Raw genomic sequence first — 25,884 nt, 5'->3', positions numbered from 1 at the left:
AACGCAAGCAGGTCATTTAGACCTGCTTTTTTTGTGTCTGTCTTTTTGTACATTGTATTGGTCTATTAATTTTAATTTAATCAATTTAATTTTGGATATTAATTCCAGAAAATTAATTTACTATGAGCACAAAAAAAATAAGTATTAGAAAACTGTCTGTATTGGTTTTCTTTTTCGGATCATTTTTCATATTTGGTCAGCAACGCACTGGAAATATCGTAGAATATTTTGGCAAAGAAAAAGTTGAAGAAATTAGTGAAGGGATTTTGGAACATGTATTTACCAAAGGTCTTTTAGTTAATTTTCAAAGCTTCGGATTAAATTCTGCGACTTTCCCTGAAGATCCTGTATTTGAGCGTTTTTTAAGGGATGCGCAATACAGTCCTAAACAAGGTGATGTCTTTGATATCGATAGTCAAGGAAAGGAAATAAAATGGCAATCGATACAAACAAACAATACCAATACTTTTTCAGATCGGGAATTGCGATCTGGCTATGTGTTCCTAACGTATACATCGAACTCAGAAAAAACACTACTTTTTGAAGCCTCTGGTCATACAGTGGCATTGGTTAATGGAATGCCACAAGAAGGAGATCATTATGATTTTGGATGGAGTTTAATACCGATAAAATTAAAAAAAGGTACAAATACTTTTGTGCTAAAAGTAGGTCGTTTTCCAAGGGTGAGAGCAAGACTAATTAAGCCTTATAAAACGATAGACTTTACCTCAAGGGATATGACGGTTCCGGATATTTTAATTGAGGATGACTCTGATTTTGTTGGAGCAATTAGAGTAGTGAATAATACCAACTCTTGGGTTAAAGGATATAGTATTGTTTCAAATCACTCCGGTATGAGTCGCACTACTAATGTTCCCAATATAGCGCCAATGACCATGCGTAAAGTACCGTTTTCCTTTGCTCCAGCCGTAGGGTCAGATCAAGAAACAATTAAGGTACAGCTTGCCTTGGCAAATGGTTCAAAAAAAACTATTGCTACTCAGGAATTTGCGGCAGCCGTAAAATCAAAATCAAAGCATCATAAACGAACGTTTATCAGCGCTATTGATGGTAGTGTACAATATTACAGTGTTGCTCCTTCTACAGATCAAAAAACTGAAGCACAGGCGATGTTTTTGTCGGTTCATGGCGCTTCTGTAGAGGCAACGAACCAAGCAAGGGCATACAAACAGAAAGACTGGGGTAATTTAATTGCACCAACCAATCGCAGGCCTTTTGGTTTTGCTTGGGAAGATTGGGGAAGATTAGATGCCTTAGAAGTTTTGGCAGATGCCAAAGAAATATACAAACCTGATGCCTCTAAAATTTATTTAACAGGTCACTCTATGGGTGGTCACGGAACCTGGTATTTAGGCGCAACATATCCAGATTATTTTGCTGCGATTGCACCTTGTGCAGGTTACCCAGATTTGTTGGAATATCGGAATAGTTTTGCCCGTAGACGAGCTAATCTTACAATAGAGCAAGTGAAGCGGTTCGGTATTACTCCAAAAATATTAGAACGTATGAATACTGTGGCTGTGCCCACTATGGTAGAAAAAGTAATAGAAAGAGCGGGGACGCCTAGTAGAACTATAAAGTTAATGCGTAATTATTTACAGCAAGGAGTTTATATACTGCACGGTGAGAAAGACAATGTAGTACCTACCTTTTTGGCGCAAGATATGCGTGAGCGTTTGGGAACTTTTCACCCAGACTTTACCTATTATGAATATCCAGATGGTACACATTGGTATGGGGATCACAGTGTAGATTGGCCGCCGCTGTTTAATTTTTTCAAGGAACGCACTATCAAAGAAAGTAATACTATTAAAAACCTAGAATTTTATACGGGATCCCCTGGAGTTTCTGCCAGTTCTCATTTTATTACAATTCACCAACAAGTAGTTCCTTTTGAAGTGAGTTCTTTTAAATTTTCAAGTAAAAAAAACATACAATTAGAACTAGATAACGTGGCTAAAATTGAAGTGGATTTTTCGGTGCTTGCAGATTCCCTTAAAACAATTACAATAAATGATACTCAAATTGAAGTAGATCGCAAAAGAGGAAAACAGTATTTTGAAAATACTACAGATGGTTGGGTAAAAACGACGGCGCCTTCTTTAAAAGAAAAAGGTCCTCATAGAAGCGGAGGGTTTAAGGATGCGTTTACAAACAATATGGTTTTTGTATATGCTACCAAAGGATCAAATGCTGTTAATGATTGGTATTATAACAGGGCTAAATTTGATGCTGAAACATTTTGGTATAAGGCAAATGGCAATGTAGAAGTTGTAAGAGACGTAGATTTTTCTTTATCAAAATACCTAAATAGGAATGTAGTATTGTATGGCAATAAGGATAATAATGCAGCATGGAAAACCTTGTTAAAAAACGCTCCCATACAAGTGAGCAATTCGGAAGTGGTGATGGCTGATAAACGTTTAAAAGGGGAGCAGTGGGGCATGTATTTTATTGTTCCTCGCCATGATAGTGATAAAGCCAGTGTAGGAGTCGTAACGGCCACAGGGATTAAGGGAATGAAGGCAGCATATGCCAATCATTATTTAGTAAATGGCACTACTTTTCCAGATGTCTTGCTCTTTGATGACTCTGTTTTGTTAGAAGGAACCTCTGCTGTTAAATGTGCGGGTTTCTTTGGGAACGACTGGTCTGTTGAAAATGGAGATTTTGAATGGAAATAATAAATTGTAATTGATCAATGAAAAAGCCTGTATTTGTACAGGCTTTTTTTGTTTAAAGTTACTTAGGACTGTTTAGGAAGAGCAACCTATCTGCATTCTAATGGGTTGTTGGTTTAAGTACACTAAAAAACCTAAAGTAAATGGAATGATGTACAAAAAAATGCGCCTGTTATACCAACAAGCGCATCGTAAAGTAGAATCTAAAAAGGTATTAATCTTTTACAATTGTTTTGTAAGTGTGCTTGCTTTTCTTCCAATCAATTAACTTAGAAGGGTAATACTGTACATTCATACGATCTAAGTACGGGGCTTGATTTCCTAAACGTACTTTGTAATTTTCCCAATTTCTATTTTCTTTAATCGTCCAATTTAATTCTGCATGGCCAATGACTCTTGGAAAAGCCAAATATTCTAATTCTGCTATATTGCTAATAGTTTCGGACCACAGTGGTGCTTCAATACCTAAAATATTTTCTTTAGCTATACCCTCAACATAAGTTTCTGGTGTCCATACATAGGCAGAATCAACAGGAATATAAGCAGCCCAATGCAAACCAAATTTAGATAGGGTATCATATTGCATATCTAAATACGCTTTTTTTCCAGGGGAAAGTATAAGTTTCATTCCTTTTTCTACCGCTGTTTTTGCATTTTTTTCATTGCTCCAGAATTGTGCTATTGCAGATTTGTTAATATCGGCATGTGCAATTTCATCCCAACCTATTGGAATTTTTCCGTGGCCTTCGACAATTTTAGATACTTTTTCTACAAAGTAATTAAAATCCTCTTTTTTAGTAACATGACTTTCATCGCCACCAAGGTGAAAATAGGGGCCAGGGGTAATGGCAGATATTTCTCTTACAACATCATCTACAAATGCATAAACAATATCCGCTCTCGTGTTAAATGTACTAAAACCAACATGGGTACCAGTGTATACTTTCGGCGTTTTACCGTTTCCGTTAAGCTGTGGGTAGGCCAAAGATGCTGCATTGGTATGTCCAGGCATATCAACTTCAGGAATAATTATCATGTGTCTTTCGGCAGCATAGCTAACAATATCCTTGTAATCTTCTTGAGTGTAAAATCCACCTGGTCCTCCGCCAACTTCTGAACTTGCACCAATTTCTGTAAGTTTAGGCCATGATTTTATTTCAATACGCCACCCTTGATCGTCTGTTAAATGCAAATGCAAGGCATTAAACTTATAGTACGCTAAAATGTCAATGTATTTTTTCACATCACCTACGCTAAAAAAGTGTCGTGCTACATCTAGCATTGCACCTCTGTATTCAAAATTAGGCTGGTCTATAATTTTTCCTGTAGGGACCAACCACATTTTATGTTCGGTAAGTGTATCATTACTTTCTTCCGGTATAATCTGCCTTAAAGTCTGAATACCTCTAAAGGCGCCGGCTGCTGTTTTGGCATTAATGATAACAGAATCTTGAGTAATATACATTTGATAAGCTTCTTGATTATCTAACTCTAGGTTTTCAGTTTTATTGATATAAATGACCTTAGTTGGTGTTTTGTCTGTGGCGGTATTCACAGGGACATCTAAATCTATTTTAGTGTTTATTTTATTGGATAAAAAAGCGCCAACTTTTTTAAATTCTGCGTCATTTGAGGTGTAAATGGCCGTGAATTGATCTAATCCAAAAGCGCTGTTTGTCGGTGTAATTTTTAGCGGTAATGGGATTAGATTTTCAGTAGATAGGTCGGTTTTGGGGAAATTAATAATTTCCCTTTTTTCCTGACAGGCAATAATTGTAGTAATGCCAAGAAGGATTACTAGTGTTCTAAGTAAAATAGAGTTTCTCATATAGTGTTGGTTATTTAATATAATTTTTAATCACATTGTGCCAAATCTGATACCCTTTGTCGTTCATGTGTAAATTGTCATTTTTAAAAATATCAGGTTTTACATTTCTACCATTTAACATTGGTTTCCAAATATCAGCAAAGGCTATTGTTGCATTTCTTTTGCCTAGCCTTTTTAATTTTCTATTTAGCCTTTTGTATTTATTTTTAAAATCCCATCGGGCCACACTCGGTTTTGCAGCAATTAAAACGATATGTGTATTTTTATTCTTATCCTTTATTTTTTCAATAATTAAATGTAAATCGGTCAGTATTCCTTTAATTTTTTTACTTTCTGCAATATCGTTGTCCCCTTCATAGATAAAAACTTTTTTTGGGTTATAAGCCAAAATTAATTCCTCCGTAAAATATAATAAGTCTGCTGTTGTAGAGCCTCCAAAGCCATTATTTATAATGTTGTGTCCGGGAAATACACTATCTAAATTTTTCCATAACCGAATACTAGAGCTGCCAGTAAAAATAATATTATGGATAGAATCAGTATTCTTTGAAAGATGTTTTGCTTGTAATTGTTTTACTTCTTCTGAAAACCGAAGTGGGTTTTGTGCCGTACCCCAGAAGCTTGCAAGTAATACTAAACATACTAAACATTTCATTTTTCCCATTTTGATGTGAAAATAGGATTAAAATTAATTATTTACTAACAATTTTCGACGGGTAACCTAAAGTATTCGCTACACGATTTTGTTTTTTTTAAGTTATGGGGTGTAAAGCATTCGGTTTTTTTAAAAAAGCAAAATTTATTATTTACTTTTCCGCTAATTTAGGGTGTTTTTGAAGTTGCTTTTCTAAGCGCTTCTTAATTGCAATCTCTTGGGCTGTTAATGAATTTATTGGGATTGCTTTTTTTTCTAAAACATCCTTTTTGATATTAAAAAAATCACCATTACCATATAGTTTATAATGTAACGTTCTTACAAACTGGTTTCTATGTTTATTAACATTTTTCCCCCATTGTGGGTCGTAATGGACAAATACGCTTTCTCTAGTGCTTTGTTTTTCGCCTTTAAGTAAGGGGTAAAAACTAATGCCATCGGAGGCTGCTTTACTATTTGTAATGTCTTTTAAAGTGGCAAAAAAATCACTAAAACTAATTAGGCCTTCATAAACCAGACCTTTTTTGATTTTATCAGGCCAGCTAACTACTAAAGGGACATGGGTGCCTGCAGAGCTTGTGGTTCCTTTTCCTCCTTGAATGGTCCCATTTTTAGTAACAGTATAAATAGTAGGGTGAGTGCCATTATCACCTGTAAAAATTACAATTGTATTGTTGAGTACCTTAGATTTTTTCAATTGGGAGACTATTTTACCAACAATCTTGTCTGTATAGGCAACCATATCCTTAAAATAGGTGGTATCATTTTTATATCGAATCTCTTTGTTAGACCACTCGTTAGAATCTGGAGTAGGTACAAAAGGATCATGCACTAATACCATTGGGTAATAGACAAAAAAAGGTTTTTCTTTTTTCCGGTCTATAAAATCTACAATAAAATCAGAAAATACGTCAGGACCATAAGCATCTTCATTTTGCGCTAAAACGGTACCGTTTTGTTCAATGAGCGGATTGGAAAATCGCTCTCCATTCTTGGCTGTTTTAGTGAGTTGCCACAAGCAATATTCATCAAACCCAAAATCTATTGGTTTTTGATGGTTAGACCAATCTTTTAATTCGTCTTTATAAGCTAAACCATTGAGTTGCCATTTCCCTGCAATACATGTTTCATAGCCAGCATCTTTCATAAGGTTGCCAAAAGTGTATTGGTTTTTATCTAAATATCCAAAATGATCATAATTTTTATAATTGTACAAACCCGTCATTATCTTCACCCTAGAAGGTGTGCATAAAGGTTGTGAAACACAATTAGAAAAAAGGATACCATTGGAAGCAATAGCATCTAATTCAGGAGTTTTGTAATGAGTATCTTCATAGCTATTTAGGCACTCATAGCCCATATCATCGGCCATAATAAGAATAACATTTGGTGGGTTACTTGTTTTTTCTTTAGCGCAACTATGGTTTAATAAAATGGCTAGTGCGAGAACTACATGTGATTTGTAGACAAAGGATTTTTTCATAAAAGGGTAAAAAATTGATTTTTCAGGGCAACTATTTTACCAAAGTTAAGTCATATCCTGATAAAAAAATGCCCAAACTATTAAATAAGCCTTACTTTTGCATTAAATACAAGAATAGAACTTTTAGAAGTTCGTATTCATCAACTACAATTTATGTCATTTAAAAAATTAGGCTTATCTGATGCCTTATTGAAAGCAATCGATAAAAAAGGATATACTACTCCTTCCCCCATACAACAAAAAGCTATTCCACCGGTCTTAGAAGGTAAGGATGTTTTGGCATCGGCACAGACGGGAACTGGAAAAACAGCAGGTTTTACATTGCCTACATTGCATATTTTATCTCAAGGTACTTTATTGAGAAACAGACCTGTACGTGCCTTAATATTAACTCCAACACGAGAGTTAGCGGCACAGGTATATGCTAATGTTAAAGAATATAGTGAGTTTTTAGATTTACGTTCTGCTGTTATATTTGGTGGAGTTAACCAAAAACCACAGATCGCAAATTTAAAGCGGGGAATGGATATTTTAGTAGCTACTCCCGGTCGTTTGTTAGATCTGCACAATCAGCGTTTTTTATCGCTTGATAAGGTGGAAATATTTGTTTTGGATGAAGCAGATAGAATGTTAGATATGGGTTTTTTGCGTGACATAGAACGCATAATGAAATTGATACCGAGTAGGCGCCAAAACTTAATGTTTTCGGCAACCTTTTCTAAGGACATTAAAAAACTTGCAAATGGAATTTTAAATAATCCAGTACAGGTTGAAGCCACCCCAGAAAATACGGCTGTAGAGGTTATTGAACAGAAAGTATATAGGGTTGCCAAAGGGTTGAAAACCGGATTGGTAATAAAACTGATTACAGAAGGTAATTGGCAACAAGTATTAGTATTTACAAGAACCAAGCATGGTGCCAATAATTTATGTAAAAAAATGGCAGCTGCAGGGATTTCAGCGGCAGCCATACACGGTAATAAAAGTCAAGGTGCACGCACAAAGGCCTTGGCAGGGTTTAAAGGTGGAACGGTTCGGGTTTTGGTAGCTACTGATATTGCTGCTCGTGGATTAGACATACCGTTATTGCCACATGTGGTGAATTTTGAAATTCCGAATATAGCCGAAGATTATGTGCATCGTATTGGTAGAACCGGTAGGGCAGGTGCTAGTGGAGAGGCTATTTCTTTGGTTAGTGCCGATGAAACTAGTTATTTACGCGATATTCAGAAGTTAATAGGAATGAAAATCCCTATGGAAATTATTGAAGGTTTTGAACCAGATCCCAATGCCTCTACTGCGCCAATTAAACAAGGCCAACGTAGTAATTCTAGGTCTTCAGCTCCTAGATCTAAAGGGAATTCCAGCAAAAGGGCTGGTGATGCTAAAAATAGAAAGCCAAAACGAAGCAGTGAAGGTCGATCTAATAATCGAGGAAATTAGGGGTTATGAATGTTTCTAACGATCCATTACACGGCGTTAAACTGGTTCAGATTTTGGATGAGTTGGTCGATTTTTATGGATGGGAATACATGGGGAATTCGGTTCATATTAAATGCTTTATCAGTAATCCCACGGTAAAATCTAGTCTAAATTTTTTACGTAAAACACCATGGGCACGCACAAAAGTGGAGCAACTGTACCTAAGGATGCTAGCTGAAAAAAATAAAAAAGAGCGCTAAAAAAGGAGCTATCAACTTTGATGCTTTTTAAGGTGTGATATTGAAAATTAATCTTTTATAAGATTTTAGAGCAGGTTTTCCTTGATCTTTTACTTCTAGAATAATATGTATGCTAGCTGGTTTGTCAACCATTGGAGTGTTAAAACTAGTTTTCACACCAAAAGGATTTTCTATTTCAACCATTTTGGTATAAGTTCCGGCTTCTATATAGTGCCACCATCTATAGGAGAGTTTGTCTCCGTCAGGATCCATAGTTCCCTCTGCACTTAAAATCACTTTTTGCCCCGGTTTAACCACAGTATCTAATTTTCCATTAATTGTAATTATTGGTTTATGGTTTGCCCCTTCAAATTTTTCAGACACGCACCAATCCATCCGGGCTTCAAAATCTCTATTGGCATCTTCAATCCATCTAGAGTAGGTAGCAGCTGAAACATCTGCATATACATTTTCAAATCCATCCACTTTGTAAAACCGCCCACCCCAACCGCCATAGGTTGGATTTTCATAATTTCTAAGTCCATTATCTATTGCCCAAAGAAAAGCAGGAGAATCACCTTCACTCACATAACTCTGTGGGTATAATGCGCCCAACGGTCCGTGATTGCTTTTTACTTGGTTCTTAATAAAATCAGAAGTAAAAGATTGGCTACCATAATCCCATGTGCCGTTAAAATAATGATCTAGTAGCATTGTTACCTTTGGATGGTATTTTTCGATATAATTACCAGCCCCGTCTTGGTACCAAATATTATGCATTACAGCTTTAGATACCGCTCGATCATATTCCTTGGGATACTTTGTTTTTAATTTATAAAAGGCTCTGGCGGCAGTATTGCCTCCTCCCCAAGCTTGTATGTAAACTGGGCTAGAATTATCGTCTAGTAAAATTTCAACTATTTTATCAGACCCAGCTGTGTCCGACCAATCATCAGGGGTTATTTTTACTTTAGACCCAGGTTTGCGTCCTTTTGAGTTTGCATTAACTACCAAGTGATTTGGGTCTTCATCCCCTATATAACTTTTAGATCTAATTTCAGCTGCAGTAGGATATCTAGAATCATGAATAATAAGATTTGGATACACTTGTTCATATGCGTCAACCATTTTCTCATACCAATTTTCTTTACTATGCCCTTCTGGTTGATATACTGAGTTTGTTTCAATTATTGCCTGTAAATCAATATCATTTGTATACAGTAAAAATCTAACCATAGAACTATGGTCATCTACTTCTCCGTCTGTCATTACAATTACACGAGGTTTTTTATGTTGTCCGTAGGTCGCTGTCTGTAAAACAAAAATTAATGCAATAAAAATAGAGATAAAAATTTTAGTCATAATCGATATTTCAAGTAAAGTACTAAAATATAGTGTCTTATCAAATAGTTGATGTCTCTAATTATTAAAATTTTCAAACCTTTTGATTAGGTGTTAATCAACCTTTTTAAAGCGATGGTTTCATGAGCATTTGCATCCTTTAGGGACAATGTTAGTCCTTTCAGTGCATATGTGGTAGTGTTATGTAAGGCGTTGTCGAAATTAGATGGAGTTTTCGTGTTGTTATATGTTTTTCTAGAATACAATTTATATGGTTTCTTACAAGAGATGCAAATACATGATTTTTAAAAGGATTGCGTTTTGAATATGTAAAATTTTATTATAAATCCGATGCCATAATTTATACTTGTGTCTATTTTCAATGATTAAAAAGTATATAATAATTAAGTTAGCCTTCCTGACAAGAATGGCATGTTTGGCTTAAAAAATACTGCAAAATACTGGCCATTCAAACCGATGGTATTTGTACTTTTGCCAAAACTTTTTTAGATGAACTCAAGAAAAGACCAATTACAAGCAATAGATAGGTTGTTAACCATAATGGAAGAACTACGTGGGCAGTGCCCGTGGGATAAAAAACAAACCATACAAAGCCTACGACACTTAACCATAGAAGAAACTTATGAGTTGGGTGATGCCATCCTGGATAATGACTTGCAAGAAGTTAAAAAGGAGCTCGGCGATTTATTATTGCATATTGTTTTCTATGCTAAAATTGGAAGTGAAACCGATGCTTTTGATATTGGGGATGTTGCCAATGAAATTTGTGAGAAATTAATTCACCGTCACCCTCATATTTACGGTGATGTCAAGGTTGAGAATGAAGAAGAAGTAAAACGAAATTGGGAAAAATTAAAATTAAAAGAAGGTAAATCCAGTGTTTTAGAAGGTGTTCCCAAAAGTTTGCCAGCTTTGGTAAAGGCTAGTAGAATACAAGATAAGGTTGCGGGAGTTGGATTTGATTGGGAAGAACCACAGCAGGTTTTTGAAAAAGTGCAAGAAGAATTGGCAGAATTACAAGTGGAGGTTAACTCCCAAAATATAGATAAAATAGAATCTGAATTTGGAGATGTTTTGTTTTCTATGATCAACTATGCACGCTTTTTAAAAATAAATCCTGAAGATGCCTTAGAACGAACTAATAAAAAGTTTATCAAAAGATTTCAGTATTTAGAAAGTAAAGCGAAAGCAATGGGGAAATCACTTGAAGATATGACACTAGCTGAAATGGATGTGTTCTGGGAAGAGGCAAAGAAGAAATAAATAGTAGATAAGAAAATAATAAATTGAGACAATACACCAAAGAATTTAGATATAACCTTAAGCTTTCATTTCCTGTAATTCTGGGTTTGTTAGGCCATACATTTGTTGGATTTGCAGATAATATAATGGTAGGTCAATTGGGAACGGCAGAATTAGCTGCAGTATCTTTAGGAAATAGCTTTGTTTTTATAGCCATGTCTTTTGGCATAGGTTTTTCAACCGCAATTACTCCTTTGGTTGCTGAAGCAGACGGATCTGGTAATGTAGCAGACGCCAAAAGTGCGTTAAAACACGGCCTGATACTTTGTACCATCCTAGGATTGTCACTTTTTGGCCTTATTATGCTCTGTAAACCGCTAATGCATCTAATGAAACAACCGCCAGAGGTTGTAGAACTAGCCATTCCTTATATAGATTTGGTTGCCTTTTCATTAGTTCCTCTCGTAATTTTCCAAGCATTTAAGCAATTCTCAGACGGACTCTCGCAAACCAAATACCCAATGTATGTTACCTTGGTTGGTAATATTATAAATATATTATTGAATTATCTCCTTATTTTTGGAACCTTCGGTTTGCCTAAGTTGGGAATTACTGGTGCGGCTATTGGAACCCTGGTTTCTAGAATTGTAATGGTAGCTTTATTTTGGTATGTTTTAAAAAACAAAAAGAAATTTCACCAGTATGTCACTGGCTTCAATTTAAAAAAGATAGAAAAGAATGTAATGCAGAAGATTATGAATCTAGGTTTTCCCTCTGCATTACAAATGTTTTTTGAAGTTGCTATTTTCACGGCGGCCATTTGGTTAAGTGGTGTATTGGGTAAAAACCCCCAGGCAGCCAATCAAATTGCTTTAAACTTGTCAAGTATGACGTTTATGGTTGGGATGGGACTAGGTGTTGCTGCAATGATCCGTGCTGGAAATCAAAAAGGACTTCAAAACTTTAACGAGTTGAGAAGAATAGCAAAGTCGATTTTTTTACTAACCCTTATTGTGGACATAGTTTTTGCCGGTTTGTTTCTTCTTTTTAGACATTGGTTACCCACAATTTATTTAGATGTAAATGATGTTGCTAATATGGTTGATAATTCTGAAGTAATAAGAATTACAGCAGAATTACTTTTAGTGGCTGCATTTTTTCAAATTTCCGATGGTATACAAGTGGTGGTATTAGGCGCCTTACGTGGTGTTCAGGATGTAAAAATGCCTACAGCTATTACGTTTGTAGCGTATTGGCTTATTGGTTTTCCCATCAGTTTTTATTTAGGATTGTACACACCTTTACAAAGTATGGGCATTTGGATTGGATTGTTGGCGGGCTTAACTGCTTCTGCTATTATGTTGTATATTAGATTCAATACACTGACGAATAAAATGATTTTAAACTTTAAAAAATAATTATGGAATTCCCTAAGTTTTTATTGGGTGATAATACAGATTACCCAACTGCTATTTTTGTAATACATACCGAATACCCTAGGTTTATTATTAATCTTGAGGACGATGAAGTGGAGTGGTTAGAAGACTTTACGCAAGAAGATGAGAAAGAACTTGCCGGAGAATCTGAAAATTTAATAGTAGAAGCCACTGCTTTTTATGATCGTGAAATTTCACGCTATGAAGAGTAATACATATGCTTGAGGAAATTATAAAATATGATACGGACCTATTCCTATTTCTTAATAATTTAGGAAATACTACTTGGGACGGCTTGTGGATGTTTCTCACCAATAAGCTAAATTCCATTCCGCTATATTTACTATTGTTGTGGTTTGCATATCGGAAATTAGGATTTAAGAAAACACTATTGGTTTTGGTGACTGTAGGTCTTTTAATTGGAGTTACAGATCAATTTGCTAATTTTTTTAAATACGGTGTACAGCGTTTTAGGCCTTGTCATAACGCAGAATTAGACGGATTAATGCGGTTGGTAAAAAATAGCTGTGGCGGCAAATATGGGTACTTTTCTGCCCATGCAGCCAATTCTTTTGCGCTGGCTATTTTCTTTATCAATTTACTAAAGGGAAGCTTCAAATATTTAGGAGTTTTCCTAATACTATGGGCTGTATTGGTGGCCTATAGTAGAATCTATATTGGAGTACATTACCCATTAGATGTACTAACAGGTATTGGAATAGGAAGTTTATTTGGCTTTATTTTTTATAGGCTTATGCAATTAGTTACCCTTAAGTTTAAGTTGTAATTGTTATTCTTTTTTAAATATATACGGATTTAGAGGTGCTATAAAAATCAATAGAAAAATAGTGCCAAATACCAATTCGTACACCTCCCATGTGCGGTCTGCGGTATTAGAGGCTACTAGTGCAGTGGCAACTAAAAAAGCAATGGTATGATGCCATTTTACAATGGGTATAGCAAAACTATCTGCCAGCTTTTTAAACCATTGTTGTTTTCTGAAAAGAATTGGAGAAACAATAAGATATAGGACCATAACTAGCATAAGTAATTGGCTAAAAATAAGCTTATTTACTTTTGTTTCACCCACCACCAAATTGTGTAAATTGGTTTCTCCTTGAGCGTTGTTTTCTAAAAAGAAGGTGGTAGATTCTACATTAAAAATACGTTGTCCCCAAGATATTTCCTCACCGGCACCAAACAAGAATATGACAGCAAAAAGGAAGGTTCCAATTTTCCAGGTTAGGGCTTTTCCTTTTTGTATGGTAAAAAGCCGGTATAGGCAAAGCATGCTAATAAAAAATAGCATTATGGCTGTACCGTACTCTACAAGGCCATCTTCTTGGGCATAGGTCTTATTAAAGAAATTTTCATCTGTTAATCCAAAATAAAGTCCGAAACTGCAAATAATAAATAATAATGCATAAACTGTTATATCTCTTCTTTCCATTTTACTTTTTATTAATGTGATACAATACGGCAGTTAATCTATCCTTATGTCCTTTTTCATTCGGTTTTGCCGTAACATTTAAATCAAAGGTAGTTATTGGTTCTAAGGTTTGATGGTGCTCACTCAAAAATTTTATTTCTAAATTTTTGTTTACCAAAACAAAATATTGGCTTTCTTCCTTTGCTGTACTAATATCGGGTAGTATTGCACCATAATTATACAAAATCTCTGGTGCTATTTCACCGTAGTGATATATTTTTTTTCCTTCTAGATCTATATTTTCTTTTACGTCTGCCATGGTAGTATAGCCCGTGTTTTGTTGAAAAGACTTTGAAATGGGAAGTCCTAACCCAACCAAGCCCATCATAAAAAAAACAAACCCAAGAAAAACCATATACATATTTTTACGTTTTAAATTTGTAAAAATGCCTATGCCTAAAACAAATAATAACAGGGCTAAAAGTACAAAGTAGATGGTGCCTTCAGGCGTCATAGTGTCTTTTAGATAGCCATATCCAACGCCTCCAAAAACGATTCCAATCAGTCCAATTAATCCAAAAGTAAAATAAACCAATCCGAGTTCTACTTTATTTTTTATGAAGCTAATGTTGGTTAGTAAGTAGTCTATGTAAAAGGCGGTACTTAGGGCTAATGGGATTAAGATGGGAACTAGGTATCTTGGTTTTTTTTCCGGAATTATAGAGAGTAATAAGAATACAAAGGCCGTCCAAAGTACTGCAAGTAAATAGACTTTTTTGTCTGTTACTTTATTTTTAAGGTAGGGGTAACAGAGGCCAATTAACGCGGGAATTGTCCAAATACCACTTTGAATAAAAAAGCTCCAATAGAAGTAAAATGGTTTTACATTATAGTTACTCCAATTGGCAGTTTCCCGTTCGGCTATAACCAGAAAAGCCTCAGGATCTACAATTCTTACATAGGCATACCACCAACCGCCAATTAAAAGTCCGGTTGCAATAAAAAGGATGAATGGTAGGATATAAGAACTAATATTTTTGTATTTATAAACAATACCATAGGCAATTAAAAAGGGGAGAAGTAAGGCGTAGAATGCAATGGGGCCTTTTCCTAAAATGGACAGCCCTAAAAATACTCCAGCAATAAGACCATATTTTATTTTACCAGCATCTTCTTGAAATAATTTGACCAAATATAAAATTGCAGCCAACATAAAACCGTGGGTGTAAATATCCCATGGAGCTTCACGTTGTATTGCAATAATGTAGAGGGAAGTGGCTAATATTAAAGCTCCTATAAATGCCAAACGTATATTTTTGGTGATGTACTGAATCAATTTAAAAAAAGACAATACAGAAAAGAGGGCCATAATGGATACCGGAAGTCGATATGCAAATTCACTTTTTACTCCTAAAATTAATGCAGATAAGGCAGAAAGCCATGTGGGTAATGGCGGTTTTTGGTACCTAGGCAAATCGTTCATTGTCGTCATGATCCAATTTCCTTCGGTAAGCATCTCCCGAGCTGAAATAAAGTTACGAGCTTCCATAATGGTAACTGGCATAACGCCTAAATGCAAAAAGAATAAAGGAATGCAACAAAGAGTAAGTAGGAGGTAATATTTATTTTGGAGACTCATTATTTCTTTTTTGATAAAAATATGTTTCTACTATAAACAAAAGCACCAAAAATATGGCCGACAAATAATACTGGATCTTTTCTAATGATAGCATATACTAAAATAAGGGTAGAACCAATAAGACTTAAAAGCCAAAAACTAAAGGGCAACGAAGATGTCTTGTTTTTTTCGGAATGTAACCATTGTACAATAAAGCGGGTTGTAAATATTACCTGTGCAATACTACCTAAAAGTAATAGCCATAAGGGTATGGCATCGTTTTTAAAAAGATTGCTTATGTCGTATTGATTGTTGTTGTAGGAGTAGATTACAATTAAAACTGGAAATATCCATAACATTGCACGAATTAGGGAGGGCCATTTTTTCCATTCGCCTTGCAACTGCAGATTTCTAATGTAAATATAATAGGTTAATATTTGCCCTAACATAATGGCAAAATCATGGCGTAACCACCCGTAGATAAATAGTATAAAGGAGGCCAACAGGCTTAATTTCCAAAAGAGCGAAGGGGTAACAACCTTTTTCTGTTTTTCAGATAATATCCATTGTGATAATAATCTTCCAGAAAATAGAATTTGTGCTAAAAACCCAATGGCATATATGAGCGTTTCTGTCATTTATCCCTTTTTGGCTACCGAATAGTTTATATACTTGCGTTTCATCCATAAATAAGCAAAGCAATCTGCCAAAGGGCCCAACAAACGATTCCACAGTCCAAATTTGGCTTGTCCTGCCATGCGAGGAAAATGTTGTACCGTAATTTGTTTTATTTTTCCATTTTGCAATAAGATCATTGCCGGTAAAAAACGATGCAACCCTCTAAACATTGGTATTCTTTTGGCATAATCTGTTTTGATTATTTTCAACGGACAGCCGGTATCATCCATACCATCATGCGTAAAAGCGCGCCGAATACCATTAGCAATGGTCGAAGACATATTTTTAACAAATGAATCCTTCCTATTGGAGCGTACTCCGGTTACCAAATCGTATTCAGGAATTTGTGCTAGCAATAGGTTAAAATCTTCTGGGGAAGTTTGTAAGTCAGAATCAATATACCCCACAAGTTCGGTGTCAACGGCATCAAACCCCGCTTTTATGGCAGCGGTAAGGCCGCAATTTTTTTCAAAAAGAATATAGGAGAAATCAGGATTTTTAGTGCAAATTTTTTCAATTAAGGCCTGACTTTGATCTTTTGATCCATCATTTACAAAAAGAATCTTTGTTTTTTTGGTAGCAATTTTAATATAACTGCTCAATTCTTTTTCTACACGTTGTAAATTATCTTCCTCGTTGTAAACAGGTACAATTATGGTAAGCTCGTAGTTCATAAATAATTTTGAAATTATGGGCAAAAATACTGTATTTAATCTAAAACAAGAACATCAATTTAAGTTTTGGTGCCATTGTGTAATTTCAATAATTGTTCAGCAGCAGAAAAAGGTGAAATTTTATTGGCAATAACCGCCGTGATAAAAAAGTCTAATTGCGCTTTAACGGCATGGTCTTGGTAGAAATCTTGTTTTAGTTGATCTTCAATGGTTTGCAATAACCAATGTTTGTTTTGTTCTTGCCTTTTTGTATGGAAAGATCCATTTTTGGATTGCAAGTGAAAAAACTCTTCAATCGTATCCCATATTTCTTGAATTCCAATGTCTTCCAATGCAGAACAAGCTAATACTTTTGGCGTCCAATTGTTGTCTTTGCTTTTGAGTAAGTGAAGCGCTCTACTAAATTCGATTCTTGCCAATTTTGCTGCTTGCTTGTTGGCTCCGTCAGATTTATTAATAACTATGGCATCTGCCATTTCCATAATTCCTCTTTTAATGCCTTGTAATTCGTCACCTGCTCCAGCTAATTTTAGCAATAAGAAAAAATCGACCATGCTGTGCACGGCCGTCTCACTTTGGCCAACGCCAACAGTTTCAATTAAAATAACATCATAGCCAGCGGCTTCGCAAAGAATTATAGTTTCTCTTGTTTTACGCGCTACACCTCCCAAAGATGTGCCGGAAGGAGAAGGTCTAATAAAGGCATTGGAGTCCTTAACAAGCTCTTCCATTCTTGTTTTATCCCCTAAAATACTTCCTCTGGTTACGGTGCTTGTAGGATCTACAGCCAAAACGGCTACCTTTTTACCTTGGGCTGTTAATCGTTTTCCAAAACGTTCTATAAAGGTACTTTTGCCAACACCCGGAACGCCTGTAATGCCTATTCTTATACTTTTACTCGCTGTGGTTAAACATTTCTCTAGTATCGACTTTGCCTGTTTAGCGTGATCTGTTTTTGTGCTTTCTACAAGAGTAATTGCCCTACTCAGGGCTGTTTTATCCCCATTTAAAATAGCGGCTATTAAGGTGTCTGTTGAAGGTGTGTTTCTTCTAAAATTCTTAATTTTAGAAGCGCTTTCAATGCTTATGTTTTTAGGTGTACTCAATCTTATTTGCTAATAGGTACACTTACCTTAGTTTTGTCCCAAGCCAAGGTTAAATGTAGCTGTTCCTTGTCTTCAAAATTAATGCTAAATTTCTCATGTGCCATCGCTAATTTTTCAACAGGTACGGTAACCGTAAATAAATCATTTTGGGCCTTTCTTGTTGTTTCTGCACCACCACTTAAAATAGTAACTCCCCAATCTGGAATTTCTGTGTTAAATATAACATCCCAGTTTTGGGCATGGGGTCTTGTCCATAAGGAGTAGGTCCCAGCTGGCAATTCTTTTCCCATTACTTTAATGGCCGTGGAAGTCGTAAAAGTTGTTGCCTCGTTTGCTCCTGTTCGCCATACTTTATCATAGGGGACTAAATCTCCAAAAATAACACGATCATTTTTAGAGGGACTGCAATATACCACGCTTACATCAAAACCACCCTGGGCATAGCTTGTAGTTACGGCAGGGCTATACTTTTTTGTTTGCTCTTTCATCATCGGCATCCCTACAAAAACAGTAAGTAAGCCAAGAATAACTACTGTAATTATCATCCATTTTAAAACTTTCATACGATCCTTTTTTTGTTCCCCCTAAGTTACTAAATCCTATTTAATTGAAATTAATAGAAGGAAGTTTATTTCCTTGAATAAAAATTGCGTTAATTTTAAATGTTTTTTATGGTTAAGAAACTGTTGTTAGCTCGTTAATAGCTCTTTTCTATTTTTAAGCTTTGGAAGTTAAGAACCAAGATTTTTTAGTATCGAATACATCAAATGAGATTCAACAAAATCAGGACGATAAAGTTATCCTTTGTATAAAATTCAGATCTGAAAAAATAAATTCATTAATTTTTATTTTTCTGCAACATCTATTGTTTTGTATCGTCTTTTAAAAACAAACAAATACCAAACCACCAAGAGACTTAAAATGTTTCAAACAGATATTGTAAGTAAATGCAAGGAAAATAATCGTATGGCTCAATTACAGCTTTACAAGCAATACTGTAATGGTATGTACTGTATAGCTATGCGGTTTTTAAAGGATGAAAGTGATGCTGAAGATGTAGTACAGGAAGCTTTTATAAATGCATTTCAGAAAATAGAGCAGTTTAAGGGCGATGTAACCTTTGGTGCTTGGTTAAAGAAAATTGTAATTAATAAAAGTTTGGATTTTCTAAAGCTTAAAAAAGAAAAGCATATAGAATTAAATGATACCTACTTAAAAGTGGTAGAGGATGATGATTGGACAGTTGAAGAGGGAGTGACTATAGATCACATAAAAGGTGCAATTGCAGAATTGCCAGAGAAGTATGGATGTGTAGTAAAGTTGTACCTAATGGAAGGATATGATCATGCGGAAACATCAGGAATATTAAATATTACAGAATCTGCATGCAGAACAAGATTATTACGAGGAAAAGGGTTGTTAAAAGAACTTTTAAAGGAGAGAAGATATGGGACAGGATCTTAGAAAACTATTTAAAAACGATTCGGAAACAGATGAATTTACGCTGCCTAAAGGCCATTTGAAGCGTTTTGAGGAGAAGTTAGACGTAGTACTGCCAATTAAAAAAGGAGGTAAAGTATACGTTTGGAAAATTGCAGCTAGCTTTCTTATTTTGGCAAGTGTTGGTTTGCTAACCTACAATACATTAGATGATACAGAGGCGTTAAAAACGACGGTTGTAGATGTGGATAAGTCCACTTCTGAAAACACTAAAATATCTTTGGGGAATTTATCTCCAGATTTAAAAAAAATAGAAGACTATTATCAAGTAAATATCAACCTGGAATTATCACAACTGTCAATTTCAGATGACACTAAGGAATTGGTAAACAGTTATATGGATCGTTTGTCTGAACTGCATACTGAATACCAAAAATTAAATGCTGAATTAAATACCATTGGGCCCAATGATCAATTAATTTCTGCATTGATTAACAATTTGCAGTTGCGTTTGCAATTGCTACAAAAGTTAAGATTAAAGTTAAACGAATTAAAACTTACAACAAATGAAACAACTATTATATAAGACAATTGTATTAACGCTAATGGTTTGCACCAATGGAATTTGGGCACAGAACCTGGTAGGTACACTTGGCCATAAAAAACAAACCAAGACCTTTAAAGAAGTTTTTAATGTGGGTGATGACGCGGTTTTAGACCTAAACACCAGTAATGCAGACATCGAATTTGATACGTGGAACAAGGATGTAATACAAGTTGAAGCAGTGATTGAAATTGAAGGCATGTCAAAGGAAGAAGCTGAAAATTATTTTAAACGAAACGACATTCAAATTTTGGGAAATTCTAAGAAAGTGGAAGTTTCAACAAACGGTTCTATCTCCTTTAAATTTGCTCCTAATATTTTTCCTGTTGCCGTAGCACCCCATGGTAATAGTAACCTTAGGATAGATATAGATAATTTAAAAAATACATTGGCGCATAGAATAGACACTTTACGGATAGATTCGTTTCCTGTGATAAGTGTATCTAAGAGTTTTTCCTTTCCAGAATTTGATTACGAAAGTTTTAAGGAAGACGGAAATCGATATATTGTAAAGTGGCAACATGAGATGGAAAAAAATATGGGACCTGAAAATGAGAAGGAAATAAGTAAATATGCGGAGGAATTAAGTAAAAATGCCAATATAGAAATGAAAAAGGCTATGGAAATGGAAAAAAACATTAGAAAAATGACAAATGCTTCTGTGAAACAGTTGTTAGAAACCCAACAAATACAGGAAGCAGTAAGAGCTAATTTAAAAGAACATACTAAAAATGTCCACAAAGATACACGCGCCATTATTTCTGGGGATTCTATTTTTTATTCTCGTCCCAATACTTTTTATTTCGGAACAGATGGTGGGAGCAAGAATTTAAAGATAAAAAAGACCATTAAAATAAAAATGCCTAAATCGGCTACTATTAAGATGAACGTGCGTCACGGCAATGTGAAACTTGCGGAAAACACAAAGAATATAAATGCAAACTTAACTTATGCAAGTTTACTTGCCGCTACGATAGACGGTACTGAAACTTTTGTAAATGCCTCTTACTCTCCTGTTGTAGTTAACAATTGGAACGATGGCTATTTAGAGGCTAACTATGTTAAAAATCTTGATTTAAATGAGGTGCGGGGTTTAACCTTAAGTGCGGTGTCTTCCAATATAACAATAGACAAACTACTAAAAACAGCTTTTATAAAAAATGATTTTGGGTCCTTGATAATTAATGATATTGCGACCAATTTTGAAACTTTGGATGTGTCTGTAAAAAATGGAGAATTGGAATGTTCAGTTCCTCAAACTTCCTATACCGTGTATATTAAAGGCAATGCATCAAAAATAAAGGTACCCGAAAATCTTACCCTTACTAAGACACAAAACCAAAGAATGGTTGTATATAAAGGGTATAGTGGTTCTAAAAACGCGGATAAGTCGGTGAATATAGACGCTAGTTATAGTGAGGTTGTTTTAAAATAAAATATCGAGAACAACCCCTTTAGAAGGTTTATTCTCGATATCAAATAATTTAGCTGCTATTGAGCTAGGTTATAATTTTGGTTCCCATCCTGGTTCATAGGTACGCGACCATAATTTCATAGCTTCTCTATCAAAAATACGACCTGTTGTTTGGTCAATATCAAATGATTTTCCTGTTTTATATGCGATGTTAGCATAGTGTGTTAAGGACTGGCTAAGGGCTCCTTGTTCTATAGGAGAAGTTAATGATGCTTTACCTCTGATAGTTTCAAAGAAATTAATTCCATGCAGTGTAGAGAGATTGCCACCACCACCTAGAGCTAATCCACTTTCGGCACTGACAGACTTGCTATCTTTTATTAATTTTCCATTTCTGTCATATAAAGCAAAACCACCTCGATCTATAAATACCGAACCGTTAGAACCATAGATATAGGTTCCTCTACCTTTACCATACTTGTTATAAGCATTTCTGCTATTTCCGTCCCATTGAATCACACGGTTGTTAGAATAACGAAAAGTAGCTTCCATAGTATCATACATTTCCCAACCATCATCTTTAAATTGATGTTTGCCAGCAATAACAGAAACGTGTTCCGGATATTCCACATCCATAGCCCAACGTGCTATATCTAACTCATGGGTTGCATTATTCCCCATTTCTGCGGTTCCAAAATCCCAACCGTACCAGTGCCAGTTATAATCCCAAGTATCATGCATGTATGCTTTTCTAGGAGATGGACCTTGAAAAAGATCCCAGTCTAAGCCTCCTGGAGGTGCTGCGTTTACTGGAATTGGAACTTCTCCTCTTCCGTTTACATAAAAAGCAACAGCCTTGTAAACATCACCAATAACACCTTCATGAATTTCCTTGATAATTTGGGTGGTTTCTAGGGAAGATCTTTGTTGATTTCCCATTTGTACAACCTTGTTATATTTTTGCTGGAATGCTACAACCAATTCATTTTCTTTACCGTTATGGCTACAAGGTTTCTCTAGGTAAACATGTTTTCCTGCTTGCATAGCCATACACGCTCCAGGTGTATGCCAATGATCTGGAGTTGCCATAAAAATGGCATCTACATCCTTATCAGCTATAATCTTACGAATGTCTTTTTCTAATTTTGGCTTGTAATTTATCTTTTCACTAAACTTTGCTGCAGCCTTGTCTTGTTGACTTGGCATCACATCACATAAATACAAGAGACGGGCATTACTTTCTTTTCTCGTAATTGGCTCTATAAAGGCAGAGTACCGTCTTCCTAATCCCTGTATGGCAACGTTGATTCTATCGTTAGATCCAATGATATTAGAATAACTTTTGGCGGACATTGCATTGGCACTATTTGCATAGGCCACACCTACAGCGCCAACTGCAGTTTTTTTAATAAAACTTCTTCTTGTGGTCATATTTATTTAGTTTAGTGGTCTTATTTTTACATTTTTAAAGCTTACCAAATCCCCGTGATCTTGTAACAATATATGTCCACGTTCAGCTTCACCAAAATTAGGCCATTTTTCATATTTACTTTCAGCTACTAACTTTCTAAAGTCCTCACTTTTTCTTTCATATTCCAATACTTTAACATCATTAATCCAATGTTCTACGTGGTTCTTTTTAGAAACAATACGAGCAGTATTCCATTCTCCAATGGCATGCACTGGTTTGTTGGGATCTGCTTTAATAAGATCATAAAGTGAAGCAATGGTTCTGCTTCCTTCGTGATTCCCTTTTTTTGCATCAGGATGTACAGCATCATCTAATATTTGAAACTCCAGTCCAATAGATGATCCAGGACCTTTATTAACATCGGTATCTACATAGTATTTAATACCACTATTGGCGCCTTCAGTTAATTTAAAATCTACTTTTAATTCAAAATCGCCATAGGTTTCTTTGGTAACGATATCTCCGCCGGCAGTAGATTCTGCTCCTCCTGAAGCTAAAACAGAAAGGATGCCATTTTCAATTTTCCACCCAGACTCCGGAAACTCATCCAATTTAGCACCACGCCAACCTTCAGTATCTTTACCATTCCATAACATTTTCCACCCACTAGAAATTTCAGATGCTAATAATTGATTTTTTGTGCTAATTGGGGTTACCGTAGATTTTTGACTATACGTTGCCAAGTCTTCCGTAAGTATTTTTACATTTTTCCAGATAATCTCTGTTCCTTCTTGCTTGTCTTTTCCAATGCTATGCACCTGTAGGCCAATAAAACCACTTGCAGTTTTATCATCAATTAGGTAGGCTGCAGGAACACCGTTTATCCATGTTCTTATAGTGTCGCCAATAGCTTCAATACGGTAATGATTCCAATCGTTTTGTTTGAATGCTTTTTGAGCAGGCGCATTATTTGTTAAAGGATTTAACCATCCGCGTCTTGCTTCATCAAAAACCCCAGCGCTCCATGCTCGGTCAGATGGGTCTATTTCTATTTGGTAGCCGTGAACACGACCATTTCTATAATGAGGATAACTATTACTTCTAATCTGAATTCCAGAATTCATAGTAGAATCTACCTTGTAATCTAATTCTAAAATAAAATCACCGTACATTTTGTCAGTTGTTAAAAACGTATTGGGTGTTCCGTGTACAGTACTACCAACAATAGATTTATCTCTAATGGTATAATTGGCTTTACCTCCTTTAATTGTCCATCCATTAAGTGTTTCACCATCAAATAAATTAACCCAGGGTGTAGTATCTTTAGGGGTTGTTTTACAGCTGTATGTTGCCGATACAGCAAGTACTACCATTAATACATTTCTGTATAGGCTAAATTTCATATATTTCATTTTTGAATTATTTAGAATAAATTAATCCTTAAATATAGGAGGTAATTTTTTAAAAAAAAATAAGCAACTTAAAAAAGTTGCTTATTTGATCTATGATAACAAAAAATAATTCTAATGTTTGTTTTTCTTTAATAATTCTGGATACTTACTTTTAAACTTATTTAACCTTGGGATAGACACATTTCTAATATAGGAATTGGTAGGGTGTCTTTTTTCAAAATCTTGATGATAGTCTTCAGCTTCATAGAATTTTGTATGAGCAGTTACTTCAGTAACTATTTTACTTTTATAGACATTGCTTTTTATTAACTCTTGGATATAATCCGTAATTGCCTTTTTTTCTGCCTCACTTTTATAAAAAGCAATAGATCTGTACTGAGTCCCTTTGTCCGGTCCTTGTCTATTTAGGGTTGTTGGGTCATGCGACCCAAAAAACACCTTTACCAAGGTAGTAAAACTTACCTCTTTAGGATTGTAATATACAACTACAGCCTCTGCGTGGCTAGAACGCCCACTACCCACGGTTTCGTAGGTTGGATTTTTCTCTGTACCACCGGCATAACCAGACACTACTTCCTTTACACCTATTACACTTTCAAAAATAGCTTCTACACACCAAAAACAACCACTGGCAAAATAAGCAGTTTCATAATGTCCTAAATCTTGTTTGGTTGGTTGGAGTGCTGTAGTTAGGATTCCTTTTTTATCATTTTTAGAAACACAATTGGTAGACGCCAATAGGAGGCATATAACTAGTGTCGATTTTAAAATTCTCATATTTTTCATTTTAAATTAGTGGCTAAATCTTTTATTACTTACAAAAATATTAAAAATATTTAGTTGTAATTTACTCTTTTAGTAGAGTAGATCCTAATCCTAAAGTGTATGCAAACGATTGAAAAAAAAATGAAGGAAGTCTCAGATGGTTTTATATCCATTATAGAAAATAGTAGTAGGGAATGTTATACGCCTATAGACTTGTCGAGGACAAACGCTGATTTAATAAATATTGATATTACCTCTGTAGACGCTTGCCAGAAGTATATAGATGCTGTGTTAACTAAAAATAAAGCCACGGTAGCTTATGGGGGTTATTTAGAAAAAAGAAACTTATATGCTACTAACGCTAAATTCTCGGGAACTAGTAATGCAACTAGAAACATTCATCTAGGAATGGACTTTTGGACAAATGCTGGGGCTAATGTATTAACTCCCCTAGATGGTGTAGTGCATAGCTATAAGGACAATGCAATTCATGGTGATTACGGACCTACAATAATTCTAAAGCATAGTATTGGAGATGCTATCTTCTATTCATTATACGGTCATTTAGCCGTAGCATCTTTACAATCTTTATATGTAGGTAAGGTGTTTAAAAAAGGAAGCGTGCTTGCTTCTTTAGGTGATTCCAATATAAACGTGGGGTATGCTCCACATTTACATTTTCAGCTGATTATGGATATAAAGGATTATTTGGGAGATTATCCGGGAGTTTGTGCAAGCAGAGATTTGGAATTTTATGCTCAAAATTGCCCAAATCCTAAATGGTTACTTCATTTCTAGTGTTAAAACCTAGACCTAATGCATTTTATTTCGATAAAGAGATTTTTATGTTTTTACCGTTATCGGTAATATTTTACACTTCAACAATAGTTTTGTCAAAGGCCGAAAAATAAGGGTGTTTGAGCGATTATGATTTTGGAAGGATGATGTTGGTACTAATTTTACA

General features: G+C 35.2%; 24 protein-coding genes. 11 read left to right on the top strand and 13 right to left on the bottom strand.

The window, feature by feature from the left end:
* The first annotated feature begins 122 nt into the window (after nt 1-122).
* Nucleotides 123-2,705, top strand: a complete 2,583-nt coding sequence (locus tag MWU65_RS16190; RefSeq protein WP_247079644.1) for a prolyl oligopeptidase family serine peptidase — start codon at nt 123-125, stop codon at nt 2,703-2,705.
* A 211-nt stretch (nt 2,706-2,916) separates the two neighbouring features.
* Here MWU65_RS16190 and MWU65_RS16185 read toward each other — a convergent pair whose 3' ends face one another.
* The 3 genes from MWU65_RS16185 to MWU65_RS16175 all read right to left on the bottom strand — a co-directional run bounded on the left by MWU65_RS16185 (nt 2,917) and on the right by MWU65_RS16175 (nt 6,668).
* Nucleotides 2,917-4,530: a family 20 glycosylhydrolase gene (locus MWU65_RS16185; RefSeq protein WP_247079642.1), complete on the bottom strand. Its 1,614-nt coding sequence runs from the start codon at nt 4,528-4,530 to the stop codon at nt 2,917-2,919.
* A 10-nt stretch (nt 4,531-4,540) separates the two neighbouring features.
* On the bottom strand, nt 4,541-5,185 hold the full coding sequence (locus MWU65_RS16180; protein ID WP_247079641.1) for a GDSL-type esterase/lipase family protein: 645 nt from the start codon (nt 5,183-5,185) through the stop codon (nt 4,541-4,543).
* A 151-nt stretch (nt 5,186-5,336) separates the two neighbouring features.
* Nucleotides 5,337-6,668 carry a sulfatase-like hydrolase/transferase gene (locus MWU65_RS16175; protein WP_247079638.1) on the bottom strand — a complete coding sequence of 444 codons (1,332 nt, stop codon included), beginning with the start codon at nt 6,666-6,668 and terminating at the stop codon, nt 5,337-5,339.
* Between the two features lie 153 nt (nt 6,669-6,821).
* Between MWU65_RS16175 and MWU65_RS16170 the strand changes: the two genes are divergently transcribed.
* Nucleotides 6,822-8,111, top strand: coding sequence for a DEAD/DEAH box helicase (locus tag MWU65_RS16170; protein WP_247079636.1), 1,290 nt, complete (start codon nt 6,822-6,824; stop codon nt 8,109-8,111).
* A gap of 5 nt (nt 8,112-8,116) precedes the next feature.
* A complete protein-coding gene (locus MWU65_RS16165) occupies nt 8,117-8,350 on the top strand; it encodes a VF530 family protein (protein ID WP_247079634.1) in 234 nt (77 codons plus the stop codon).
* Between the two features lie 27 nt (nt 8,351-8,377).
* On the opposite strand, the gene MWU65_RS16160 is transcribed toward MWU65_RS16165, so the two are convergent.
* Complete coding sequence (locus MWU65_RS16160) at nt 8,378-9,691, bottom strand: DUF1593 domain-containing protein (RefSeq protein WP_247079633.1); 1,314 nt, start codon at nt 9,689-9,691, stop codon at nt 8,378-8,380.
* A 489-nt stretch (nt 9,692-10,180) separates the two neighbouring features.
* Between MWU65_RS16160 and mazG the strand changes: the two genes are divergently transcribed.
* The 4 genes from mazG to MWU65_RS16140 are packed head-to-tail and all read left to right on the top strand — an operon-like array spanning nt 10,181 to nt 13,156.
* Entirely contained in the window at nt 10,181-10,954 is a 774-nt protein-coding gene (mazG, locus tag MWU65_RS16155) for a nucleoside triphosphate pyrophosphohydrolase (protein WP_247079632.1), read from the top strand.
* 23 nt (nt 10,955-10,977) lie between these two features.
* Nucleotides 10,978-12,351, top strand: coding sequence for an MATE family efflux transporter (locus tag MWU65_RS16150; RefSeq protein ID WP_247079631.1), 1,374 nt, complete (start codon nt 10,978-10,980; stop codon nt 12,349-12,351).
* A 2-nt stretch (nt 12,352-12,353) separates the two neighbouring features.
* Nucleotides 12,354-12,581, top strand: coding sequence for a hypothetical protein (locus MWU65_RS16145; protein ID WP_247079630.1), 228 nt, complete (start codon nt 12,354-12,356; stop codon nt 12,579-12,581).
* Nucleotides 12,582-12,586: 5 nt separating this feature from the next.
* Nucleotides 12,587-13,156, top strand: a complete 570-nt coding sequence (locus tag MWU65_RS16140; protein WP_247079629.1) for a phosphatase PAP2 family protein — start codon at nt 12,587-12,589, stop codon at nt 13,154-13,156.
* Between the two features lie 3 nt (nt 13,157-13,159).
* Here MWU65_RS16140 and MWU65_RS16135 read toward each other — a convergent pair whose 3' ends face one another.
* The 6 genes from MWU65_RS16135 to MWU65_RS16110 are packed head-to-tail and all read right to left on the bottom strand — an operon-like array spanning nt 13,160 to nt 18,437.
* Nucleotides 13,160-13,819: a hypothetical protein gene (locus MWU65_RS16135; RefSeq protein WP_247079628.1), complete on the bottom strand. Its 660-nt coding sequence runs from the start codon at nt 13,817-13,819 to the stop codon at nt 13,160-13,162.
* 1 nt (nt 13,820) lies between these two features.
* Nucleotides 13,821-15,437: a glycosyltransferase family 39 protein gene (locus MWU65_RS16130; protein WP_247079627.1), complete on the bottom strand. Its 1,617-nt coding sequence runs from the start codon at nt 15,435-15,437 to the stop codon at nt 13,821-13,823.
* Nucleotides 15,437-16,054, bottom strand: a complete 618-nt coding sequence (locus MWU65_RS16125) for a lipid-A-disaccharide synthase N-terminal domain-containing protein (protein ID WP_247079625.1) — start codon at nt 16,052-16,054, stop codon at nt 15,437-15,439. Before MWU65_RS16125 ends, MWU65_RS16130 begins: the two co-directional genes overlap by 1 nt.
* Nucleotides 16,055-16,768, bottom strand: a complete 714-nt coding sequence (locus MWU65_RS16120; protein ID WP_247079623.1) for a glycosyltransferase family 2 protein — start codon at nt 16,766-16,768, stop codon at nt 16,055-16,057. It abuts the gene before it with no gap.
* 59 nt (nt 16,769-16,827) lie between these two features.
* Nucleotides 16,828-17,874, bottom strand: coding sequence for a methylmalonyl Co-A mutase-associated GTPase MeaB (meaB, locus tag MWU65_RS16115; RefSeq protein WP_247079621.1), 1,047 nt, complete (start codon nt 17,872-17,874; stop codon nt 16,828-16,830).
* A gap of 2 nt (nt 17,875-17,876) precedes the next feature.
* Complete coding sequence (locus tag MWU65_RS16110) at nt 17,877-18,437, bottom strand: DUF2911 domain-containing protein (protein WP_247079620.1); 561 nt, start codon at nt 18,435-18,437, stop codon at nt 17,877-17,879.
* A gap of 358 nt (nt 18,438-18,795) precedes the next feature.
* Between MWU65_RS16110 and MWU65_RS16105 the strand changes: the two genes are divergently transcribed.
* Genes MWU65_RS16105 through MWU65_RS16095 form a run of 3 tightly spaced genes read left to right on the top strand, consistent with a single transcriptional unit; the run spans nt 18,796 to nt 21,353 of the window.
* Nucleotides 18,796-19,338: an RNA polymerase sigma factor gene (locus MWU65_RS16105; protein ID WP_247079619.1), complete on the top strand. Its 543-nt coding sequence runs from the start codon at nt 18,796-18,798 to the stop codon at nt 19,336-19,338.
* Entirely contained in the window at nt 19,322-19,900 is a 579-nt protein-coding gene (locus MWU65_RS16100) for a hypothetical protein (protein WP_247079618.1), read from the top strand. Before MWU65_RS16105 ends, MWU65_RS16100 begins: the two co-directional genes overlap by 17 nt.
* A complete protein-coding gene (locus tag MWU65_RS16095) occupies nt 19,881-21,353 on the top strand; it encodes a hypothetical protein (RefSeq protein ID WP_247079617.1) in 1,473 nt (490 codons plus the stop codon). Before MWU65_RS16100 ends, MWU65_RS16095 begins: the two co-directional genes overlap by 20 nt.
* A 69-nt stretch (nt 21,354-21,422) precedes the next feature.
* Here MWU65_RS16095 and MWU65_RS16090 read toward each other — a convergent pair whose 3' ends face one another.
* From MWU65_RS16090 to msrA, 3 genes are all read right to left on the bottom strand, one after another.
* Nucleotides 21,423-22,763 (bottom strand): Gfo/Idh/MocA family oxidoreductase, encoded by a 1,341-nt coding sequence (locus MWU65_RS16090; protein ID WP_247079616.1) that lies wholly within the window; start codon nt 22,761-22,763, stop codon nt 21,423-21,425.
* Between the two features lie 6 nt (nt 22,764-22,769).
* Nucleotides 22,770-24,116 carry a DUF1080 domain-containing protein gene (locus MWU65_RS16085; protein ID WP_247079671.1) on the bottom strand — a complete coding sequence of 449 codons (1,347 nt, stop codon included), beginning with the start codon at nt 24,114-24,116 and terminating at the stop codon, nt 22,770-22,772.
* Nucleotides 24,117-24,266: 150 nt separating this feature from the next.
* Complete coding sequence (gene msrA / locus MWU65_RS16080) at nt 24,267-24,932, bottom strand: peptide-methionine (S)-S-oxide reductase MsrA (protein WP_247079615.1); 666 nt, start codon at nt 24,930-24,932, stop codon at nt 24,267-24,269.
* A 129-nt stretch (nt 24,933-25,061) separates the two neighbouring features.
* Between msrA and MWU65_RS16075 the strand changes: the two genes are divergently transcribed.
* The gene (locus tag MWU65_RS16075; protein WP_247079613.1) at nt 25,062-25,718 is read left to right on the top strand and encodes a peptidoglycan DD-metalloendopeptidase family protein; all 657 of its coding nucleotides are present in this window, start codon (nt 25,062-25,064) and stop codon (nt 25,716-25,718) included.
* Nucleotides 25,719-25,884 lie beyond the last annotated feature (166 nt).

It is taken from the genome of Cellulophaga sp. F20128, from assembly GCF_023015805.1.
In the GTDB taxonomy this organism is placed as follows: Bacteria; Bacteroidota; Bacteroidia; order Flavobacteriales; family Flavobacteriaceae; genus Cellulophaga.
This window is presented reverse-complemented; position numbering and strand designations above follow the sequence as displayed.

Excerpts from the sequence above, each read along its gene's own strand:
- MWU65_RS16160 (WP_247079633.1), bottom strand. The coding sequence starts at position 9,691 with ATGACTAAAATTTTTATCTCTATTTTTATTGCATTAATTTTTGTTTTA.
- MWU65_RS16125 (WP_247079625.1), bottom strand. The coding sequence starts at position 16,054 with ATGACAGAAACGCTCATATATGCCATTGGGTTTTTAGCACAAATTCTA.
- MWU65_RS16130 (WP_247079627.1), bottom strand. The coding sequence starts at position 15,437 with ATGAGTCTCCAAAATAAATATTACCTCCTACTTACTCTTTGTTGCATT.
- MWU65_RS16165 (WP_247079634.1), top strand. The coding sequence starts at position 8,117 with ATGAATGTTTCTAACGATCCATTACACGGCGTTAAACTGGTTCAGATT.
- MWU65_RS16175 (WP_247079638.1), bottom strand. The coding sequence starts at position 6,668 with ATGAAAAAATCCTTTGTCTACAAATCACATGTAGTTCTCGCACTAGCC.
- MWU65_RS16095 (WP_247079617.1), top strand. The coding sequence starts at position 19,881 with ATGAAACAACTATTATATAAGACAATTGTATTAACGCTAATGGTTTGC.
- MWU65_RS16180 (WP_247079641.1), bottom strand. The coding sequence starts at position 5,185 with ATGAAATGTTTAGTATGTTTAGTATTACTTGCAAGCTTCTGGGGTACG.
- MWU65_RS16075 (WP_247079613.1), top strand. The coding sequence starts at position 25,062 with ATGAAGGAAGTCTCAGATGGTTTTATATCCATTATAGAAAATAGTAGT.
- MWU65_RS16190 (WP_247079644.1), top strand. The coding sequence starts at position 123 with ATGAGCACAAAAAAAATAAGTATTAGAAAACTGTCTGTATTGGTTTTC.
- MWU65_RS16170 (WP_247079636.1), top strand. The coding sequence starts at position 6,822 with ATGTCATTTAAAAAATTAGGCTTATCTGATGCCTTATTGAAAGCAATC.
- MWU65_RS16090 (WP_247079616.1), bottom strand. The coding sequence starts at position 22,763 with ATGACCACAAGAAGAAGTTTTATTAAAAAAACTGCAGTTGGCGCTGTA.
- MWU65_RS16120 (WP_247079623.1), bottom strand. The coding sequence starts at position 16,768 with ATGAACTACGAGCTTACCATAATTGTACCTGTTTACAACGAGGAAGAT.
- MWU65_RS16110 (WP_247079620.1), bottom strand. The coding sequence starts at position 18,437 with ATGAAAGTTTTAAAATGGATGATAATTACAGTAGTTATTCTTGGCTTA.
- MWU65_RS16085 (WP_247079671.1), bottom strand. The coding sequence starts at position 24,116 with ATGGTAGTACTTGCTGTATCGGCAACATACAGCTGTAAAACAACCCCT.
- MWU65_RS16135 (WP_247079628.1), bottom strand. The coding sequence starts at position 13,819 with ATGGAAAGAAGAGATATAACAGTTTATGCATTATTATTTATTATTTGC.
- MWU65_RS16145 (WP_247079630.1), top strand. The coding sequence starts at position 12,354 with ATGGAATTCCCTAAGTTTTTATTGGGTGATAATACAGATTACCCAACT.
- msrA (WP_247079615.1), bottom strand. The coding sequence starts at position 24,932 with ATGAGAATTTTAAAATCGACACTAGTTATATGCCTCCTATTGGCGTCT.
- MWU65_RS16100 (WP_247079618.1), top strand. The coding sequence starts at position 19,322 with ATGGGACAGGATCTTAGAAAACTATTTAAAAACGATTCGGAAACAGAT.
- MWU65_RS16105 (WP_247079619.1), top strand. The coding sequence starts at position 18,796 with ATGTTTCAAACAGATATTGTAAGTAAATGCAAGGAAAATAATCGTATG.
- mazG (WP_247079632.1), top strand. The coding sequence starts at position 10,181 with ATGAACTCAAGAAAAGACCAATTACAAGCAATAGATAGGTTGTTAACC.
- MWU65_RS16140 (WP_247079629.1), top strand. The coding sequence starts at position 12,587 with ATGCTTGAGGAAATTATAAAATATGATACGGACCTATTCCTATTTCTT.
- MWU65_RS16185 (WP_247079642.1), bottom strand. The coding sequence starts at position 4,530 with ATGAGAAACTCTATTTTACTTAGAACACTAGTAATCCTTCTTGGCATT.